This window comes from Nocardia sp. NBC_00508, assembly GCF_036346875.1.
GTDB lineage: Bacteria > Actinomycetota > Actinomycetes > Mycobacteriales > Mycobacteriaceae > Nocardia.
Genome location: NZ_CP107852.1, coordinates 2951825 through 2971114, shown reverse-complemented (window position 1 = coordinate 2971114; position 19290 = coordinate 2951825). Strand labels below are relative to the sequence as shown.

Here is a 19290-nt window from a genome sequence, read left to right as displayed (position 1 = left end):
CTGCCGTCCGAAGCCGACGTGGCTCGGGTGCGCGCCCGCGTCGAAGCGCGGGCCTGGCCGGACCCGGAAAACGGTCCCGAAGGTTCATGACGCCGAGCGTGGGCCGCTGAGGTAGGGCAGGCGACGCACTCTCGCCGCGACCTCGTAGGCGAGATCCTCGTAGCCGAGTGCGAGCTCGGCGAGGCGCTCCCAGGAGTCGTGGACGGCCCATTCCGGTGCGGCGGGCAGCATTTCGTGGGCGGACGCGGAGAACTGGGCAAGTCGGTCGATCACCATGCCCACGGTTTCGGTGTGCATGTGGGCGCCGCCGTGCGGAAGCGGCAGCTCGGTGGCGACCCAGCGATCGATGGAGAGGACGAGCCGGGCGCGATGCTGATCGATGGTGCTCGTCCCGCCCGGCTCGGCAAGCAGCCGACGCTCGTGCAATCCGGCGAGTAGGTGTGCGGACGCCAGAAGCGGATGTTCGTGGCGCGGCACGGCGCGGCAGGCATGCAGGACAAGTTCTTTGGACGGCAGCGGTTTCACCGCGATGACCCCCTGGATCGACTGGTATTGCCGGGCAGTATGTGAAACGCGCGAATCATCGACGATGCCGCCCGCCCGGGCGCGGCAATTGGTACCCATGACGGGCGTCCCATGGCTCCTCGATGAGGACCAAGCCGAACGCTTCCAGCCCGGTGAGCCGGAGGCGGTTCGCCAACTCCTCGATCAGCGAAACGGCTTCCGCCGCTTGGATAGCCGCCGTCGCCTGCTCGGTCGACAACATCCGACCGCGCAGATAGGACACCACCCACGCATCCTCACTGACCCTCCGCGCCTGGTGCGGCGTCCGATCACTCACCATCCAGACACGGTCGATGACGTGCACAGACATCAGAACCCCCTCCATCCCCGCCGAGCGGGTCCGGCCCGAAGCCCCCGCCTGTGATGCGCGACATTCGAATTGTAAAGTATACAAGTCAATTTACGGAACTGTTTGGTCGCCATGGTCGGCTGTATTGTGCGTGGCATGGCGCTGTCACCTGCGGTTGCGCGTTGGGAGCTGGCGCTCCGGCTTCGGCAGCGGCGGTTGGAGTTGGGCATTGGAGCCGCCTCGATTACCAGAGCGCTCGACGTGTCGGCCGCGTACTGGTCGCACATCGAGAACGAGCGCAACCTGCTCCCCAAGGACAAACTCGAGCAACTGCTGGACATCCTCGAGATCGATCGCAGCGAACAGCGTGAACTGCTGGCGCTGCGTGAGGCCGCCAAGCGACGCGGATGGTGGAGCCGATACTCCGCGTTGTTCGGTGACGAGATCCTTCGCTACTACGGAATGGAGTGGGGAGCCGAGTCGATCCGGACTTACGAAAGCGTCATGATGCCTGGCCTCCTGCAAGGTGAGGAGTTCATTCGGGCACAGATGCTTTCCGCAGGAGCGACGGTACGGGCGATCGAAGTCGATCAGCGAGTCGAGGCGAGACTTCGTCGGCAGCAAAGGCTGACGGGCGAGAGCCCGGTTTCGCTACGGGCGGTTATCGGCGAGGCGGCGCTCCGCCAACAGGTAGGCGGTCGGGACGTGCTGCGGCGTCAACTCGTTCACCTTGCTGACCTCCTCGAGTCGCACTCGGAGAACGTCGAGCTACAGGTCATTCCGTTCACAATCGCGGACAGCGTTCCAGCAAGCTCCACTTACCACTTGCTCGACTTCGCCAGTCCGCGTCTGCCGACACTGGCCTGGCACGAATCAGCGGTATTCGGTCAGATCGTTATCGATGACGAGAGCCGAAAGGAAGCCAAGGTGCGTGACTTGGGTTTTGTGTTCGAGCGAGCGCGTTCGTTGGCATTGCCTCGGGACGAGTCCTTGGCGCTGATCCGGGCGACAGCGGCCGGACTAAACTCGGCCGGGTGAGCAGTACCGGTTGGTTCAAATCTTCGTATTCCAACGACAGCCAGACCTGCATCGAGGTGTGCTTCGACGGCGACCGAGTACTGGTCCGTGACAGCAAGTTTCAGGGAACACCAGACGCGCGGCCCCTGCTGGCGTTCACGCCCACGCAGTGGTCTGCCTTCACATCGGCTATCCGAGCAGCCGAACTTGCTTAGTTGAGCGAAAACCGCAACTGCGCCGCGCTACTCCCAGCTGACTCTCAGCTTGGCTACAAGCAACACTCAGCTGGGCCGGGAAGAGTAGCCCCGTCGGTGTAAAGCAATCCACCGACAGCTCTACCGGTGGACAACTGCCCTGCTCCACCACCCACCCGGCCGGCGGCGCCGACTCCCTCGCTCGCGCCGCCGGCCGCCACCGTCGGTCAACGAGTGGTACATGGCTGTGGCGAATCGCGAGAAGGCCCCTCGGTTGTGTGCCACTCGTCAGAAATCTGCACCGTGGCGGCGGAGAGCGTGGCGAGTTCGGGTGGTGATGATGTGGGGGCGGTTGGTGAGGAGGGCGGCGCTTACCCGGACCACGGACCAGCCGAGGGATTCGAGGGCGGCGGCGCGGTCGATGTCCCAGGCGCGCTGGTGGCGGTCGGTCCAATGCTGAGCTCCGTCGTATTCGACGGCGACTTGCCATTTGCGCCAGCCCATATCGAGGCGTGCGAGAACCATGCCGTCCGGGCCCGTGACGCGAATCTGCGTTTCGGGCGCGGGGAACCCGGCCTGACAGAGCAGAAGCCGGGTACGCGTTTCTTGGAGGGACTCGGCGCCCCTATCGACATGGGGCAGCACTCTGCGCAGGTTGGTGACGCCGCGTGCCCGAGGATGGCGGTTGCTCACCTGGTGAATTTCGCGCGTGCCGAGCCGGGCCGCGTTGCATAGGGCGTCAACGACTTCGACCGCCTCGTTGAAATCCAGGCGCCGGGCCAGGTCGAATGCGGTGCGGGCGGGTGTGGTGCACCGTAATCCGCCGATCGTGCACACTTCGTCTCCCGGGATAGCGTCGCGGTAGACCAGCACTTGCCGCGGTGGACGGGCGCGAGTGGGCAGTGCGATCTCGGCAGGCTTGTCGTCCAGCCACAGCGCGCCGTGCATAGCCGCGGCGGAGAACCCGACCAAGATGCCGCTGCCCTTGGCCCAATGCCCGACTGCCTCCGCACGGCCCCGGGCATCTAACCGAAGCCCTTTCCGGACATAGACATCCGGATGCACCCGCTCGTAATCCTTGCGCAACTCCCAAGCGCTCACCCGCCCCGAGCGAACCGCCCAACTACCTGGAAAAGGCCCCTCAATCTCCCCCATTTCGCCGATTCTGCCCGCCACCCCCGACATAGCTTCGCGAGTGGGGTCTATCTCGCTAACGGCTCCTCTCTGTGTCAAGTCTCGATGAGTAGAGAGGAGCCGTTAGATCCACAGTCCCCGCGAGTGGCACATGGTTGCGGTGAAACGCGAGAAGGCCCCTCGGTGGGTCGCTCGCCGAGACTCGTCAGGTGAGTAGGTGAAGGAAGTGTTCGACTTCCGATTGGATGGCGTTGCGGGCGGGGGTGAGGTACTTGCGAGGGTCGGAGAGGGTGGGGTTGCCGGCGAGGGTGGTGCGGATGGCGGTGGTCATCTGGATGTTGAGGCGGGTGGCGATGTTGATTTTGGTCATGCCGTGGTCGAGGGCGGCGCGTAGGCGCTCGTCGGGGACGCCGGAGGAGCCGTGTAGCACCAGGGGGACCGGGACTTTCGCCGCCAGGCGGGCGATCAGATCGTTGTCGAGTTCCGCGGTACGGGTGTGCATGGCGTGCGAGGAGCCGACGGCTACCGCCAGCGCGTCGACGCCGGTGACGTCGACGAACTCGACGGCCTCGTCCGGGTCGGTGCGTGCGCCGGGGGCGTGGGCGCCGTCCTTGCCGCCGACCTCGCCGAGTTCGGCTTCGATGTGCACGCCGCGGTCATGGCACCAGCGGGCGATGGCGGCGGTGGCGGCGATGTTGTCTGCGTAGTCGAGGGAGGAACCGTCGTACATGACCGAACGGATACCGAGATCGACTGCGGCGTAGACTAATTCGGCGGTGGTGGCATGGTCGAGATGAACCGCGACGGCTGCACTGCTGTCGTCGGCGATGCGCAGACAGGCGAGGGCCAGTGGGGCAATGCTCCCGTGGTAGATCGCCGTGTTCTCCGAAAGTTGCAGGACCACTGGTCTTTTCGCGGATTCGGCAGCGCGGGCGATCGCCTCGGCGTGTTCCAGGGTGATGACATTGAACGCGCCGAGCCCGCCCGGACGGGCCGCGACGATCAGTTCCGGAACAGGGGTCAGCGGCATAGCTCATGCTTTCGTGATGCCGGGCGCGTGGAGCCGATCGGCGCGGGCGAACTGGCTCGGTGGGCCGTACCGTGCTGTGCGGGCGGGGGCACTGGGCCATCGCTGACGCCGCTTGCAGGTCGAACGAGCGGGAAGTCTGGTCCGCCGGGCGGTGGTCCCTGCCGCACTGGGCGGCGATGCCGGAGTCCGTGACCGCCGTGCGGGCCGCGGCACCACGCTGCGGCACGGTGGTGCCGGTCACGGTGGCGGGTACCCGCCGCGCACGTGCCGAGCCTGGAGTGTTCGCGCGGGCGATCGGGCGGCCGGGAATGGACGTGGTGGGTGCTTCCGCACCCGGTGCGGGCGGCGTGTGTCATGGCGAAGTTTCCTGAGGTTTCGGTAGGTCGAGTCGTTCGACGCGGACGGTCGGGGTGAGGCGATCGCGCAGACAGCGGTCGATCTCACCGGCCACCGGGATCACCACGGCGGACGCGGAAGTCGCTACCGCGTCGGTGAGCAGGGCGGCCCAGTCGGGTCCGGACTCGGTAGAAAGGGCGGCGATCACCGCGGCCACCGCGGAATCTCCTGCGCCGGTCGGGTTTCCGGCAAGCGGCTCAGGAAGCGCGGCCGACCACGCGCCGTCGGCGGTCACCGCGACCATTCCCTCCGGGCCGCGTGTGGTGATCACGGCGCGCACCCCGTGTTGGATGAGGGGGTGAGCGGCGGTCACGATCCCGTCCACGCTGTCGGGTTCGGCGCCGGTGAGATGACGCAGTTCCGCGCCGTTCGGGGTGAGCACGATGCCCGGCACCTGGGCGGCCAGGCGCAACGCCTCGCCGTCGACGTCGACGATGGTCGGCACGTCGGCGGCGATGGCGGTGCGCGCGATCTCGGCGGGAAGCGAGGGCTCGATGCCGCCCGGCAGCGAACCCGAGATGACCAGCCCGGCGATTTCGGGTAGCAGGCCGGCCACCCGGACGGACAACTGCTCGGCCGCATGCGGATTGGAGACGCGGGCACCCGGTTCCCACAGCGCGGTGGCGGTGCCGTCCTCGGACTCGCTGATCACCACGGTGCGGCGCACCCAGGGCAGCGCGTGCACGAAATCCACCGGCATCTCCAGTTCGGCGGCGGCCGCGAAAGCGTGGTCGGAGAAGCCGGTGGCCCTGGCGTATTTGCCGAGTTGATTCAGCACCCGCGTCACGTTGATGCCCTTGCCGCCGATGCGCTGCTCCACCGAGCGGACCCGGTGGGCCTGCCCGCGTTCGAAGCGTTCGACCCGATAGGTCATGTCGTACGCGGGATTCATTGTCACGGTGAGGATCACGACAACCACTGTCCACGTCTGAGCACCCGGCGCAAGTGGAGATTGTCACTGACTGTCAATATGTCGGCGAACTGACCGGGCCGCAGGTCACCGACATCGTCGAGCCCGAGCGCGGCGGCCGGAGTGGCGGTGGCCGCCAGCACCGCGTCCCGCAACGGAATACCGGAGTCGTGCACCGCCCGCGCCACACATGGCAACAGCGTGCTGACCCCGCCCGCGATCGACCCGTTGGCGATCCGCGCCACCCCGTCGCGCACCGTGACCGACTGTGGGCCGAGCCGGTATTCGCCATCCCCGAGCCCCGCCGCCTGCATGGCATCGGTGACCAGCGCGACCCGCGCCGGCGCGGTCGCGAACACCAGCGCGGCGAAGCCGGGATCGACGTGCACGCCGTCGCCGATCAGTTCCACGATCACATCCCCGGCCGCCGCGGCGACCAGAGCCGCTGCGACGGGGCCCGCATTGCGGTGATGCAGCGGCGGCATCCCGTTTGCCAGATGGGTGACGACGCTTCCTGAACCATTGGGGCGCAGCGCATTACGAAACGCCACGTAGTCGGTGTCGCTGTGGCCGAGCGCCACCACCACACCATTGTCGACCAATCGCCGGGCGACGTCCGCGTAGCCGGGACGCTCCGGCGCGAGCGTCATCGCGCGTAGCCGCCCGCCGCCCGCGGCAAGCAATTGATCGGTCAGGTCGAGGTCGGGATCGCGCAAGAATCGCGGATCCTGTGCGCCGCACCGGGCCTCGGCCAGGAAAGGCCCCTCGACGTGGATGCCCCCGAGCACGCCTTCTTCGACCAGCTCGCGCAGCACGGCGGTCTGCGCCACCATCTCCGCGGCGGGTCCGGTGACCACGCTCGCCACCACCGTTGTCGAGCCGCTCGCGTGGTGCGACTGGGCCGCCGCTCGCGCCTCCGCGGTGTCCACCGTGTCGAATCGGTGCCCGAACCCTCCGTGATTGTGAATATCTACAAGCCCAGGCAGCACTGTTCCGGAAAATGGCGGCTCGGGTAAACCCGGATGCACGGCGCGCCACTGCGCGAACGACCGCACCGCGGTGATCCGCTCTCCGGAAGTCATCACCACTCCGTCGTCCAGAGCGACGCTCGCCGAGACGATCCGTCCACGAATCGTCAGTTCGGAGTGCTCTGTCATGCCAGTGCCTCCTGTGCGAAGTGTGTGGCGCTCGCGGGTGCGCGGCGCTCGGCGGGCGCCATTCGGGGCGCAAGGGTCGAGCGGACCTGGTTGGCGAGCGTGCGGTGCGGCGGCAGTTCTGGAGCGGCGTGCCGCGGTGTGAATGCCCGGACGTTGTCGATCCGCTCCGAGGCTGTCCCTACGTCGTCGCCAAGGGCGACGGTCGCGATGACGGTGCGTCGGGTCGTCAGCTGGCGTGTCATGCCAGTGCCCCATGTCGTGCGAGGAGGGCGGCGCCCGCCAGACCTGCGCGGGCGCCGAATTCGCCGAGCACCACATGGGGTGTGGGGACCAGGCGGAGCCGGTCGTCCAGTGCTCGGTGCAGTGGCTCGGTGAGCGCGGCGCCCGCTCCGGCGAGTCCGCCGCCGAGGACGATCAGCTCGGGGCAGGCCGCGTGCACGATGCCAACCAGTCCGTCGGCGAGTGCGTCGACGGCGTCCTGCACGACGGCGGCAGCGTCGGGATCGGTCGCCATGAGCGCGAAAACATCGGCGGCTCCGTCGATCTCGCGTCCCGTTCGACGGGTGTAGGCCCGTGCGATCGCCGCGCCCCCTGCGACCGTCTCGACGCAGCCGATATTGCCGCAGGGGCAGGGCAATCCGTCGTCGCGCCGTACCGGTACGTGCCCGTATTCGCCGACCTGGCCGTAGTTGCTGCGCACCAGCCGACCGCCGACGGACAGCGTGCCGGAGATGCCGGTGCCGAGAATGACGACGCACACATTCTCGTGGCCCCGTCCGGCGCCGTACCGCCCTTCCGCCCAACCGGCGACGGCGACATCGTGTTCGATCAGCGTCGGTATGCGCCAACGCCCGGTGAAGCGGTCGCCGACGTGCACGTCACGCCAGCCGACATTGCTGCTGAACACTGCGATGGATCGGGCGGTGTCGACGATTCCGGGCAGCACAACGGCCGCACGGGCGACGCGACGGCGGTCGGATTCCGGCAGCTCGGTGAGCAATCGCTCGCCCAGTTCGACCATGGCATCGAACGCGGCCACACCGTGCGGCGTGGCGGCCGCGCTGACCGCGAGCGCCCTGCCCCCGGCATCGGTGATCTCGCCTTTGATGGTGGTGCCGCCGACATCCAATCCGAGCACGAGCGCGTCGTCGGGCAGCGGCGCGACCGATCGAGTCGCAGCCGCCGGGTCGAGCGTGATCGCGGACTGTTCGGCTACCTCCGGTGCGGCGGCGGAGTGCGCGAACCCCGCCGTGCGTGGTCCGGGTCCGGTCGCGTCGGGGTGCGAGGGGGTGTGCGGCTGGTCGGCTGCGTCTGGTGTGGCGGCGGGGTGCGTGGACTCCGTCGTATGTGGTCCGGGTCCGGTCGCGTCGGGGTGCGAGGGGGTGTGCGGCTGGTCGGCTGCGTCTGGTGTGGCGGCGGAGTGCGTAAACACCATCGCGTGCGATCCGGGCCCGGTCGCACCGGAGCGCGATGGCGTCTCCGGCTTTCTGCTTCCCATGCTCGGCACAGTAGTTCCTGGTAGCACCGGCGCAGCCGCACACGCGGCCTGGAATACCGCGATCGCGTCGTGGAGCGGGGGTTCCGGTGCATGCGCGGCGTCTCCGGCTCGGAATCGGACGGCCGCGCCAGGTGGTGATGTGGTCGTCGCGGGCGGGGTCGCTGCGGCCAGGAGGTGGGTGGTGTCGCATGGTGGCGCGGCGGCGGTGTGCGCGGCCATCAGAGTCTGGACTCGCCCGGCCGTTTCCGGCGGTGTCGCAGTCGTCGCGGGCGGGTGGAGGTCGGTGGTGGTGTCGCGTAGTGGCGTGGCGATGCCGGAACTCATCGCACGGCCCCGGTCATGATTTCAGGACCACGGAGCGGTTCAGGCTGCGCGGGTGGTCGGGGTCGAGTTTCAGATCAGCGGAGCGCAGGATGCAGAGTCGGTGCACCCGGACCAGGTCCGCCATCGGGTCGATGTCGCGGTGTTCCAGGTGGGCGCCGGTGGCGGCGACATCGCCGGTGAAGTCCGGCTCCAGCGGCCCGAAGGCCCAGACCGCGCGGCCGGGCGCGGAGATGCTGATCGGGCCGTGGCGATATTCGGTCGCCAAGTACGCCTCGGTCCAGGACTGGCAGGATTCGCGAAGCTTGAGCGCGGCCTCGTCGGCGATGGCGGCCGCGAATCCCATGCCGACGAAACTGATCTGCTCCGCGGCGCGCACCGCGGCCAGCGACTCGGCGGGATCCTCGGCGAGCACCGCCTGCGCTTGGGCGATCACCGGCGTCAGGTCGTGGCCGAGGTGCCAGCGGAGGATGGCGAGGGTGGTCGTCGCGAACCGGGTCTGCACTACCGACTGCTCGTCGACCTGGTCGATGAGGATGGGGTCGCCCAGGTCGAGCACGGGTGTGGCGGGGGTGGAGCAGATCACCGCCCGAGGGATGTGCTCCGGTATGGCCCGCATCGCGCGGACCACCTCGGTGGTGGTGCCGGAGCGGCAGATCACCAGGTAGCGGTCGTAGTCGCGATCGCGGACCGCGCTGGCGGGCCACGCGTCGGTGATGCCGTGACCGGCCGCCTCGCGCAGCGCGGCGATCGCTCGTGACATGAAAAACGACGTGCCGCATCCGATCACTGCCACGCGCTCCCCCGGCTGGGGTAGCACGGCGCGATGGTCGGCGGCGACGGTCTCGGCATTCGCCCAGTCGTCCGGCTGGGTGGCTACCTCGGTGGTCAGATGCGGCGCGGATGTGTGTTCGGCAGGCACACGAACAGCTTCACCTCACGTGATCGTTCATGTCAAATTTACGAGCAAATCGGTCACATACGATCACCATCCGAGCTAGATTGAGGTGCACGGACGGTGTGTCCTCCCATCATCGGCTCCTCTGTGGCGCCGGATGGGTAAATCTGAAAGGTTCTGCTCGTGAAAAGACCATTCCACCGCGTGCTTGCCGGAGTCGCGATGGTCACCGGCCTTGCGCTGGTCCTGTCGTCCTGCGGGTTCGGTTCGAAAGACGCCGCGGACTCCGACACCACGATCAACTTCCTCGCCCCCGCCTACAGCGACGGCGCGACGGGCACCAAGGCTCTGTGGGACGGCATCATCGCCGAATTCCAGAAGCAGAACCCGGGCATCACCGTCAATCTGCAGATGGAGTCCTGGAACTCGATCAACGACGTGGTGCGCACCAAGCTCCAGTCGGCCTCGACCACCCCGGACATCCTCAACATCGATGCCTACGCCAGCTTCGCCGGCGACGGCATGCTCTACCCGGCGGCCGAGATCGTCTCCGCGCCGGTGCTGGCCGACATCCAGCCTGGTTTCGCGCAGAACGCCGCGCTGAACGGCACGCAGTACGCTCTGCCGCTGTTCGCCTCCACCCGCACGCTGTTCTACAACACCGAGCTGTTCGAGAAGGCGGGCCTCACCGTGCCGCCGAAGACCTGGACCGAGCTGACCGCGGCGGCCGAGAAGATCCAAGCGCTCGGCGGGGGCGTCTCCGGATACGGACTGCCATTGGGCAGCGAGGAGGCACAGGGAGAGACCTCCATCTGGACCTTCGGCGCGGGTGGCGGTTGGGCCGACGGCGACCGGATCACGGTCGACACCCCGGAGAACCTGGAGGGTGTGCGGGCGATGCGGGCACTCATCGATGCGGGCGCGACGCAGCCCAACCCGGGCGCGACCGACCGCAAGGACGTGATCAACGCCTTCATCCAGGGCAAGATCGGCATGATCGAGGCGCTGCCGCCCACCATCGGCCAGATCGCCGCGAAGAACCCTGGCCTGCGCTACGCGACCGCGCCGTCGCCGACCAAGACCGGCGCGCCGGTCACCCTCGGGGTCGCCGATCACCTGATGGCGTTCAAGAAGGAAGGCAGGAAGACCGAATCGATCAAAAAGTTCCTCGACTACTTCTACTCCGCCACGGTGTACGCGAATTTCGTCAAGCACGAGGGCTTCATCCCGATCACCCAGAGCGCCGCGGCCGCGCTCGCCGACGACCCGGTCACCAAGGCGTTCGCCGCTACGCTCCCGGTGGCGCGGTTCTATCCGAGCAACAACCCGAAATGGGCCGCTGCGCAGGGCGCCATCCGGCAGCAGATGGGCACCATCGCACAGGGCGCGGATCCGGCCCAGGTGTTGCGGCGGATCCAGGAAGCCGCGAACTAGCGTGCGGCGCAGAGGAATTCTTGCGGCGCTGCCGTGGATCGGGCCGTCGCTGGTCTTGATCGCGGCCATCGTCGCGTTCCCGGCTTGCTACATGGTGTGGACCAGCACCAGGGATCTCAGCGCCTACGGCCAGGACCGCGGCAATGCCGGGCTGGCCAACTATCGGGCCCTGTTCGGGATCTCGGAACTCGGCTCGGTTCTGGTCCACACCGTGGTGTGGGTGGTCGGCGTCGTGCTGATCACCCTGGTGCTGTCCGCGGCGCTGGCCCAGTTCCTGAACAAGGACTTCCCCGGACGCACCGCGGTGCGCATGGCGATCCTGGTGCCGTGGGCGGCGTCGGTGGTGATGACGACGACCATCTTCTACTACATGCTCGATCCGGACGTCGGCATCGCCAACCGTTTCCTGGTCGATATCGGCGTGCTGGACCGGGGTTACGGCTTCACCAAGCAACCCACGCAGGCGTTCCTCGTGGCGATGGGCGTCGCGGTGTTCGTCTCGGTGCCTTTCACGACTTACACGATTCTCGCCGGGCTGCAATCCATTCCGGCGGAGATCGAGGAGGCGGGGCGGGTCGACGGAGCGAGCGCATGGCAGCGCTATCGCTTTCTCACGCTGCCGCAGCTGCGTCCCGCGATCGCGGTGGCGACCATCATCAACATCATCAATGTGTTCAACTCGCTGCCGATTCTGCAGGTGATCACCGGAAGCATCGCGGGCTTCTCTGCCGACACCACGACCACGCTGACCTTCAAGTTGATTCGGCAGAACCAGCAGATCGACACGGCCGCCGCGATGAGCGTGCTGAACTTCGCGCTGATCGTGGTCATCATCGCGATCTATGTGAAAGTGGTCCGCCCGACCCAGGAGGTCGACCGATGACGACGCGGACCGAAGCGGCGCGAACCGAGCAGGCTCCCGGCACGGTTCCCACGCGAGCCAAACGGCGGCGCTGGGAGCTCACCGCGGTCGGAGTGGTGCTGGCCGCGGCGTTCCTGCTGCCGTTTGTCGTGATGGTGCTCGGCTCGCTGAAGAGCAGGGCCGAGATCCTTCGCATCCCGCCCACGTACCTGCCGCAGTCCTGGCAGCCGGACAACTACGTGACCATGTGGGACACGCCGGAGACGCCGCTGCCGTTCAACCTGGCCAGCACGATCATCATCGCGGTGTGCGCCACCGCGCTGGTGTTGCTGGTCGCGATACCGGCGGGATATTACACGGCGCGCCATCGCTTTCCGGGCCGCAGGGTGTTTCTCGGTCTGGTGCTGGTGACCCAGATGTTGCAGCCGACCGTGCTGGTCACCGGGTTGATCCGGCAGTTCTTCGCCCTCGGCATCAACGACACCTGGCTGGCGATGATCTTGGTGAACGCCGCGTTCAACCTGTCGTTCGCGGTGTGGATCCTGCACAGTTTCTTCGCCGCGATCCCGGTGGAGATCGAGGAGGCCGCGTTGCTGGACGGGTTGAACCGCTGGCAGACGCTGGTCCGGGTGAGTTTGCCGCTGGTGTGGCCGGGCATCGTCACGGCGACGATCTTCGTCGTGGTGTCGTGCTGGAACGAGTTCGCCGCCAGCTTGGTCGTGCTGACCACGCCGGAGAACCAGCCGCTGTCGGTGGCGCTGACCAAGTTCGTCGGTCAGTACGACACGGCATGGCAATACGTGTTCGCGATTTCCACGGTCGGCATCATCCCGGTGGTGCTGCTGTTCGCGGTCATCGAGAAGCGCTTGGTGGCGGGGCTCACAGCGGGCAGCGTGAAATAGCCGGGACATGGCCGGATCCCTTGCCGCCCATGGCTCCAACGCCCGCGACCGCGCGAAACGGATCCTCGCGGATCGGCGTTCGCGGCGCGGACCAGCGATTGCCGCACGGTAGCATCGAATGGTGACACGGCGGGATCACGGACCCAAGGACAGTCGCCACTATGGCGGACTGTCCAAGGAACAACGGGTAGCCCAGCGGCAGACCCGGCTGATCGACGCCGCGCTCGAACTATTCGGCACCCAGGGCTACGCGGCCACGTCCATCGAACGTCTCTGCGCCCTCGCCAATGTCTCCACGCGCAGTTTCTACGAGGACATGGGCAGCCGCGAGGCGTTGCTCATCGCGCTGGCGAATCGCATCACCTCGCAGGCCCTGGACCGCGCACTCGCCGCGCTCGTGGAAACCGCGGACGAGCCGCTGGCCACCCGCGTCGTGGCGAGTTTTCGCGCCTATCTCGGGGTGACCTGTGCCGACCCGCGCCGAGCCCGAGTGTGCTACGTCGAGGTGGTCGGCGTGAGCGCCGCGGTGGAGGAATGGCGCAGGCAACAGCGCCGCCTGCTGTCGGCGTTGCTGGTCGGCGAGGCCGAACGTGCTGTGGGACAGGCTGAGGCCGGGTCGCGGCGGCGTTTCGATCTGTTCGCTCTGGCCGTGATCGGCGCGGTCAATTCCCTTGCCCAGGAATTGGTACAGAGCACGGCGCCGGATACGGCACTCGGTCTCGACGAGATTTGCGAGGAGATCGCGTTTTTCGTGAATTCCGGCCTCGCGTCGGCCGGTCCCCCGCACGAGGGGGCGGTGTGAGATGACCGGATCGATCGATCGTCCGCAACGGTGGAACCGGTTGCTGGAACTGCTCGCCGAATCCGGACGGCTTTCGGTGGAGGAAGCCGCCGAGCGGCTCGGTGTGTCCGCCGCGACCGTGCGTCGTGATTTCACCGCGCTCGCCGAACAGCAGCTGGCGACCAGGACGCACGGCGGTGTTGTGGCGACCGCCGTGGCCTACGACCTGCCCGCCCGCTACCGGCAGTCCGGCGGCGAAGCCAAGCAGCGCATCGCCGAACACGCCGCCGCCCTGATCGATCCCCACGCGGTGGTGGGGATGAACGGCGGCACCACCACCACGGCGGTGGCCAGGGCGCTGGCCGGACGGACCGACCTCGGATTGTCCGGTGACGAGCAGCTGACCATCGTCACCAACGCGCTGAACATCGCGGGCGAGATGGTGCTGCGGCCGCACGTGCGCACGATCGTGCTCGGCGGCGTGGCGCGGCGGGAGTCCTACGAACTACATGGGCCGCTGGCCGAACGAGCGCTGGCCGAATTGCGGCTCGACGACCTCATCCTCGGCGTGAACGCCGTCTCCGCCGAAGGCGGCGCCCAGTGCAGGCACATCGACGAGGCCGGAGTGACCACCGAGATGGTGCGACGTTCCGGGCGGATACTGGTGGTGGCCACCGCGGACAAGCTGCAGCGCACGGCGCTGGCCCGCATCTGCGGCATCGAACAGGTCCAGCTGCTGGTGACCGACACCGACGCCGATCCGTCGGCGGTCGCGACCATCCGCGCGGCGGGCGTGCGGGTCGACGTGGTGTAACAGCAGCCCTTTTCGGGGTCACTCCGGCGCCGCGACCGATATCGGTCGTCGAACGTTCTCCTCGCCGGGGCCGATCGGCCAGGCCCAGACCCGTCGCCGCATGCCGCCGATCGCCGAGGCCAGGCCGAAGCCGTTGCCGATCACCTCGCGCCAGAGAATCTCCGAGCCCGCGATGTGCAGCTCGGCGTCGAGCAGCGTGATGATCGGGTTCACCTGTCGTGCAACCAGCGCGGGGCCGCATCTCATCCGCATCGGATCGCCGCGATTCGAAATCCGCGCGGCGGCCTCGGTGCGCACCGTAACGATTGCGCAATCTGACAACGCCATTCGCAATATCCGCGCAACCAGGTGCTCCTAGGGTGACCGTCATGAGCACGGAAAGCAGCACCGCTGGGGGGACCGGAATCCATATCAGCGGACTGACCAAGACCTTCCGGGTGGGGCGGAAAACGGTCCAGGCGCTGGATTCCGTGGATCTGCACACCGAGCAGGGCGCGTTCCTGTCGCTGCTCGGCCCTTCCGGCTGCGGCAAGTCCACGGTGCTGCGTATCCTCGCCGGTCTGGAGACACCGACCGCGGGCCAGGCGCTGATCAACGGCGAGACGCCCGCCGAATTGCGCGGCCACCACGAACTGGGCATCGCGTTCCAGGATGCGGCACTGCTGCCGTGGCGGTCGGTGGAGTCGAATATCGAACTGCCGCTCCAGGTCGCCGGGATGACACCGGAGCCGGGTCAGATCGCCGACCTGATCCGGCTGGTCGGGCTGGACGGCTTCGAGAAGGCCAAACCCGCGCAGCTCTCCGGCGGTATGCGCCAGCGGGTCTCGATCGCGCGGGCGCTGGTGGTGAAACCGACCGTGCTGCTGCTGGACGAACCGTTCGGCGCCCTGGACGACATGACCAGACAGCGGCTCAATCTGGAGTTGCTGCGGATCTGGACCGAGAAGCCCGCGACCACGCTGATGGTCACGCACGGCATCGCGGAGGCGGTGTTCCTGTCCGACGTGGTGGCGGTGCTGAGCCCGCGGCCGGGCCGGGTGCTGGAGCTGGTCGAGATCGACCTGCCGCGCCCGCGGCTGCCGGAGATGATGCGAACTCCGGAATTCCACAAGGTGCACGACTACCTGTCGGAACTGCTGTTCGGGAAGTCGGGTAAAGGGGGCGTGGCGTGAATGGGCGCGGTTCGTGGCGCTGTCTGCGCCATCGGAAGCCGGGATGGCATCGGGTCAGCACGCACATGCAGTCGGTGCGGCGTCACCCGCTCGCGCGGTGCATCCGGCGAGCGGGAGGAGCGTCATGAAGCGTTACGGCGGTGTGCTCGGCGTGCTCGGGCTGGTGGCGGCGTGGTGGATTCTCGCGGCGTTCGAGGTCGCGGGCGGCACCATACCCAGCCCATGGCGAGTGCTGCACACCATTTACACCGACGGATGGGGCTTGTACGGGCCCAATTTCCAGATCACCGCGCTCGGTGCGTTGCAGGGGTTCGTCTGGGGTAACGGGCTGGCCATCGCGCTGGCCGTCTTGATCGTGCTCGTCCCGCCGATCGAATCGCTGGCCACCCAGCTGGCGATCCTGAGCTACTGCACGCCGCTGCTCGCGCTGGGCCCGATCATCCTGGTCGTCTTCGGCGGACGCACCCCGACCGTGTTCCTCGCGGCGATGTACTGCTTCTTCACCACGATGGTCGGCACCGTCGTCGGATTGCGCTCGGCCGACCGCACCAGCCTGGACCTGGTACGCGCCTACGGCGGCGGACGCTGGCAGCAGCTCTATCGGGTGCAGGCGATCTCGGCGCTGCCGAGCACCTTCGCGGCCCTGAAGATCGCCGCGCCGTCGGCGGTGCTCGGGGCCATCATCGGCGAATACCTCGGCGGCGTGGACAGCGGCATCGGGGTGGCGCTGACCGCCGCCCAAACCGCCTACAACGTGCCGCGCACCTGGGGCATGGCGCTGGCCGCGGCGGCGTTGGCCGGACTCGGCTACGCGCTGGTGGCGCTGGCGGCCCGGCTGGTCGCTCCGTGGACCGCGCAGGAGGCGCGATGACGACGATCGATGCGGAGGCGGCACGATGAACCTGCTGCGGCGAATCGGGCGGTTCCTGTTCCCGCTGGCTACTTCGCTCCTGCTGATGCTGGTGATCTGGTACGTCTTCCTGAAGGCGTTCCCGCAGGTCGGCCCTCGGGTCGGCAAGACACCCGGCGATATCTGGACCTACCTGGTGACAGCGCCCAACGCGGGCACCGCGCGTCAGGCGATCCTCGACGATCTGCAGATCACCCTGCGGGACGCGGCCATCGGGTTCGCCGCGGGCATGCTCGCCGCGCTGGTGGTCGCCGCGTTGTTCGTGTCGTTCGCCGCGGTCGAGCAGACCTTCCTGCCGGTGGCGCTGCTGCTGCGCTCGGTGCCGCTGGTGGCGTTGACCCCGATCATCGTGCTGGTCTTCGGCCGTGGCTTGGCCGGGGTCGCCGTGCTCGCCGCCATCGTGGTGTTCTTTCCCGCCCTGGTCATGATCATGGCGGGACTGCGCAACGCGCCGCGGCAGGCGCTGGAGCTGGTGGCCGCCTACGGCGGATCCCGGTGGACCGGGTTGCGCATGGTCGCGGTGCCCGCGGCACTGCCCTCGGTGTTCGCCGCCGCGCGGATCTCGGTGCCCGGCGCGCTGATCGGCGCGCTGCTGGGGGAGTGGCTCGGCAGCGGCACCGGGCTGGGCGCCAGCCTGATCCGGGCCATCCCGACCTTCCAGTACAGCAAGTTGTGGGCCTCGATCGTCATCGTCACGCTGGTCTCGGTCGTGCTCTACGCGATCGTCGGCGTGATCGAGAATCTGGTGCTCGCCCGCTTCGGGCCGGAGGCGGGACGATACTGACCGCGGTCCGCCGGCGAAATTCACGCGAATCCACGCTCGGAACGTCAAAGTAAAGAAAATGCAACGCGCTCCACTTAGATTCGGCCCATGACACCCGTGCAACGCTCTACGTTCGGGCACCTGAACCGGCGCACCTTTCTCCGTTACTCCTCGCTCACGGCGGCCGTGCTCGGCGGCGCGGGGGCGCTGGCCGCCTGCGGCGGTGAGTCGGGCGATCCCTCGGGCGGCTCGACCCCGGACGGCTCGAAGTACGGAAAGGTCGCGGTGCAGCTGTCCTGGCTGAAGAACATCGAATTCGCAGGCGAGTACTTCGCCGACGCGAAAGGCTATTTCAAGGAGGCCGGGTTCGGTTCGGTCGACCTCATCGCGGGCGGCGCGGCGAGCACCTCGGTGGAAGCGGGGCTGGATACGGGAAAGGTGTGGATCGGTCTGTCCGCGCCGCAGACCACCGCACCGGCGGTCCTGGAGGGCCTGCCCGCGAAGATCGTCGGGACCACCTACCAGAAGAACCCGTTCGCGATCGTCAGCTCCGCGGCCAAGCCGATCCGGACGCCGCAGGAGATGAAGGGGCGCAAGATCGGTGTGCAGGACACCAATCAGCTGATCTTCAACGCACTGCTCACCGCCAACGGGTTGAAGCCGAGCGACGTCACTGTCGTGCCCGCGCAGTTCGATCCCACCCCGCTGGCCAACGGCGAGGTCGACGGGTGGGTCAGTTATGTGACCAATGAGCCGATTACGTTGGCCGCCAAAGGTTTCCAGAACACCCACTTTCTCTTCGCCGACTTCAACCTGCCGTTCGTCGCCGAGACGCTGACGGTCGCGCAGTCCACCATCGACAAAGAGCGCGACAAACTGAAGGCATTCTTGGTCGCCGAGATCAAGGGCTGGAAGGACGCGGTCGCCGACCCGGCCGAGTCGGCCCGGCTCGCGGTCGAGGTGTACGGCAAGGATCAGAAGCTCGATCTGGCCGAGCAGACGAAAGAGGCCATCGCGCAAAACGATCTGGTGGTCTCGCCGGATACGGCCGCCAACGGCCTGCTCACGATGACCGACGCGCTGATCGAGCAGAATATCGCCGCGCTGCGTACCGCCGAGATCGATATCAAGGCCGAGCAGTTGTTCGACCTGTCCGTGCTGCGCGAGGTGTATGCCGAGAACCCCGGCCTGAAGTAATTAGATCCCGAGCCCCACAGCGGTTTTCGGCGTGACCGGGAACTCGCCGCTGTAGGGGTCGATCGGTCGCGCCGGTTGTGCGGCGCGCACCGCGAGGAGTTCGGCCGCGATCGATACGGCCAGTTCCGGGGCGGTGCGCGCCCCGATATCGAACCCGGCGGGCGAATGCAGCCGGGCAAGCGTCTCGTCGCCGAAACCGCCTGCCCGGAGATCTTCGATGCGCCGGATATGCACCTGGCGTGTGCCCATCGCGCCGAGGTACCCGAGCTCGGGTAGTCGCAGTGCCACGGTGAGCAGCGGAATCTCGAAGGCGGGATCGTGCGAGAGTACGACGATGGCGGTGCTGCTATCGATTTCACCGGCAGCGGAGAGGATGTTGAGATAGCGGTGCGGCCAGTCGACCACCACCTCCGCTCCCGGAAACGATTCCGGCGTAGCAAAATTGGGGCGCGAGTCGCAGATCGTCACGCGGTAGCCGAGCAGCCTGGCCTGCACGGTGAGGGCGGCGGCGAAGGAGTTGGCGCCGAAGATGATCAGGCGCGGCGGCGGGGCGAACGAGGCGACGAATACGTCCGAATCCGGTAATGCGACCAGTTCGGTGGGGTGCCTGCGATCGGTGATCAGGTGCTGGCCGATCAGGTCGGGGTCGGAGTTCCAGACCACCGTGAAGACGGTGACCCTGCGGTGCGCCGCGATCTCGGCGGCTACATCCGGGAACTCCGGGAAGTGTCTTCGGGAGAACGGTTCGGTGAAGACGTCCATCATCCCCTCGGCGTTCCCACCCGCCTCGAAGCCGCTGGTCACGCCGTAGCGGTTCAGCACGCGCTGGCCGGTGCGCGCGGCCTGGAGCACGGCCTCGTACGCGATATCTTCCAGCCCGCCCGCGGCGACCGATCCGTACACGCCGCCGTCCGGGTCGACCAGCATCGCCGAGCCCACCGGTAACGGGGCGGAACCCACCGTGCGCACTATGGTGGCCAGCCCACCGGTCCGGCCCGAATACCACACCCGCAATAGGTCGTCGACGATGTCCCGCATCAGCTAGCT

At 67.6% G+C, this 19290-nt stretch carries 21 protein-coding genes and 1 pseudogene; 11 read left to right on the top strand and 11 right to left on the bottom strand.

Features of this window, described 5'->3' with window-relative positions:
* Positions 1–84: 84 nt before the first annotated feature.
* Together OHA40_RS13195 and OHA40_RS13190 are read right to left on the bottom strand one after the other, a co-directional pair.
* Positions 85–624 (bottom strand): DUF4254 domain-containing protein, encoded by a 540-nt coding sequence (locus tag OHA40_RS13195; protein ID WP_330233329.1) that lies wholly within the window; start codon positions 622–624, stop codon positions 85–87.
* Positions 581–874, bottom strand: a complete 294-nt coding sequence (locus tag OHA40_RS13190) for a hypothetical protein (RefSeq protein WP_330233328.1) — start codon at positions 872–874, stop codon at positions 581–583. The genes OHA40_RS13195 and OHA40_RS13190 overlap by 44 nt, the downstream gene beginning before the upstream one ends.
* Before the next feature lie 111 nt (positions 875–985).
* Here OHA40_RS13190 and OHA40_RS13185 point away from each other — a divergent pair, with 111 nt between their 5' ends.
* A complete protein-coding gene (locus OHA40_RS13185; RefSeq protein WP_330234156.1) occupies positions 986–1891 on the top strand; it encodes a DUF5753 domain-containing protein in 906 nt (301 codons plus the stop codon).
* Entirely contained in the window at positions 1888–2085 is a 198-nt protein-coding gene (locus OHA40_RS13180; RefSeq protein WP_330233327.1) for a DUF397 domain-containing protein, read from the top strand. Before OHA40_RS13185 ends, OHA40_RS13180 begins: the two co-directional genes overlap by 4 nt.
* A gap of 267 nt (positions 2086–2352) precedes the next feature.
* On the opposite strand, the gene OHA40_RS13175 is transcribed toward OHA40_RS13180, so the two are convergent.
* The 7 genes from OHA40_RS13175 to OHA40_RS13145 form a co-directional block, all read right to left on the bottom strand.
* On the bottom strand, positions 2353–3219 hold the full coding sequence (locus OHA40_RS13175; RefSeq protein ID WP_330233326.1) for a type IV toxin-antitoxin system AbiEi family antitoxin: 867 nt from the start codon (positions 3217–3219) through the stop codon (positions 2353–2355).
* A gap of 184 nt (positions 3220–3403) precedes the next feature.
* A complete protein-coding gene (locus tag OHA40_RS13170; RefSeq protein WP_330233325.1) occupies positions 3404–4228 on the bottom strand; it encodes a class II fructose-bisphosphate aldolase in 825 nt (274 codons plus the stop codon).
* 352 nt (positions 4229–4580) lie between these two features.
* Positions 4581–5534, bottom strand: a complete 954-nt coding sequence (locus OHA40_RS13165; RefSeq protein ID WP_330233324.1) for a 1-phosphofructokinase — start codon at positions 5532–5534, stop codon at positions 4581–4583.
* Positions 5531–6691: an N-acetylglucosamine-6-phosphate deacetylase gene (locus tag OHA40_RS13160; RefSeq protein ID WP_330233323.1), complete on the bottom strand. Its 1161-nt coding sequence runs from the start codon at positions 6689–6691 to the stop codon at positions 5531–5533. Before OHA40_RS13160 ends, OHA40_RS13165 begins: the two co-directional genes overlap by 4 nt.
* Positions 6688–6933, bottom strand: coding sequence for a hypothetical protein (locus OHA40_RS13155; RefSeq protein WP_330233322.1), 246 nt, complete (start codon positions 6931–6933; stop codon positions 6688–6690). The genes OHA40_RS13160 and OHA40_RS13155 overlap by 4 nt, the downstream gene beginning before the upstream one ends.
* Positions 6930–8189 (bottom strand): ROK family protein, encoded by a 1260-nt coding sequence (locus OHA40_RS13150; protein WP_330233321.1) that lies wholly within the window; start codon positions 8187–8189, stop codon positions 6930–6932. Before OHA40_RS13150 ends, OHA40_RS13155 begins: the two co-directional genes overlap by 4 nt.
* Before the next feature lie 337 nt (positions 8190–8526).
* Complete coding sequence (locus OHA40_RS13145; RefSeq protein WP_330233320.1) at positions 8527–9432, bottom strand: SIS domain-containing protein; 906 nt, start codon at positions 9430–9432, stop codon at positions 8527–8529.
* A gap of 159 nt (positions 9433–9591) precedes the next feature.
* On the opposite strand from OHA40_RS13145, the gene OHA40_RS13140 reads away from it, so the two are divergent.
* The 5 genes from OHA40_RS13140 (at position 9592) to OHA40_RS13120 (ending at position 14201) form a co-directional block, all read left to right on the top strand.
* Positions 9592–10842 (top strand): extracellular solute-binding protein, encoded by a 1251-nt coding sequence (locus OHA40_RS13140; protein ID WP_330233319.1) that lies wholly within the window; start codon positions 9592–9594, stop codon positions 10840–10842.
* Position 10843: 1 nt separating this feature from the next.
* A complete protein-coding gene (locus OHA40_RS13135) occupies positions 10844–11725 on the top strand; it encodes a carbohydrate ABC transporter permease (RefSeq protein WP_330233318.1) in 882 nt (293 codons plus the stop codon).
* On the top strand, positions 11722–12606 hold the full coding sequence (locus OHA40_RS13130; RefSeq protein WP_330233317.1) for a carbohydrate ABC transporter permease: 885 nt from the start codon (positions 11722–11724) through the stop codon (positions 12604–12606). Before OHA40_RS13135 ends, OHA40_RS13130 begins: the two co-directional genes overlap by 4 nt.
* Before the next feature lie 118 nt (positions 12607–12724).
* Positions 12725–13408 (top strand): TetR/AcrR family transcriptional regulator, encoded by a 684-nt coding sequence (locus OHA40_RS13125; RefSeq protein WP_330233316.1) that lies wholly within the window; start codon positions 12725–12727, stop codon positions 13406–13408.
* 1 nt (position 13409) lies between these two features.
* A complete protein-coding gene (locus OHA40_RS13120; RefSeq protein WP_330233315.1) occupies positions 13410–14201 on the top strand; it encodes a DeoR/GlpR family DNA-binding transcription regulator in 792 nt (263 codons plus the stop codon).
* Positions 14202–14270: 69 nt separating this feature from the next.
* Here OHA40_RS13120 and OHA40_RS13115 read toward each other — a convergent pair.
* A pseudogene (locus tag OHA40_RS13115) lies at positions 14271–14414 on the bottom strand (nicotinamide riboside transporter PnuC); the annotation flags it as partial.
* A gap of 155 nt (positions 14415–14569) precedes the next feature.
* Here OHA40_RS13115 and OHA40_RS13110 point away from each other — a divergent pair.
* The 4 genes from OHA40_RS13110 (at position 14570) to OHA40_RS13095 (ending at position 18243) form a co-directional block, all read left to right on the top strand.
* Positions 14570–15373, top strand: a complete 804-nt coding sequence (locus OHA40_RS13110; protein ID WP_330233314.1) for an ABC transporter ATP-binding protein — start codon at positions 14570–14572, stop codon at positions 15371–15373.
* Positions 15374–15497: 124 nt separating this feature from the next.
* Positions 15498–16244, top strand: a complete 747-nt coding sequence (locus OHA40_RS13105) for an ABC transporter permease (protein WP_330233313.1) — start codon at positions 15498–15500, stop codon at positions 16242–16244.
* A 25-nt stretch (positions 16245–16269) separates the two neighbouring features.
* A complete protein-coding gene (locus tag OHA40_RS13100; protein WP_330233312.1) occupies positions 16270–17067 on the top strand; it encodes an ABC transporter permease in 798 nt (265 codons plus the stop codon).
* A gap of 87 nt (positions 17068–17154) precedes the next feature.
* Entirely contained in the window at positions 17155–18243 is a 1089-nt protein-coding gene (locus OHA40_RS13095; protein WP_330233311.1) for an ABC transporter substrate-binding protein, read from the top strand.
* Here OHA40_RS13095 and OHA40_RS13090 read toward each other — a convergent pair whose 3' ends face one another.
* Positions 18244–19281, bottom strand: coding sequence for an XdhC family protein (locus OHA40_RS13090; protein ID WP_330233310.1), 1038 nt, complete (start codon positions 19279–19281; stop codon positions 18244–18246). It lies immediately after the preceding gene.
* Between the last annotated feature and the right edge of the window lie 9 nt (positions 19282–19290).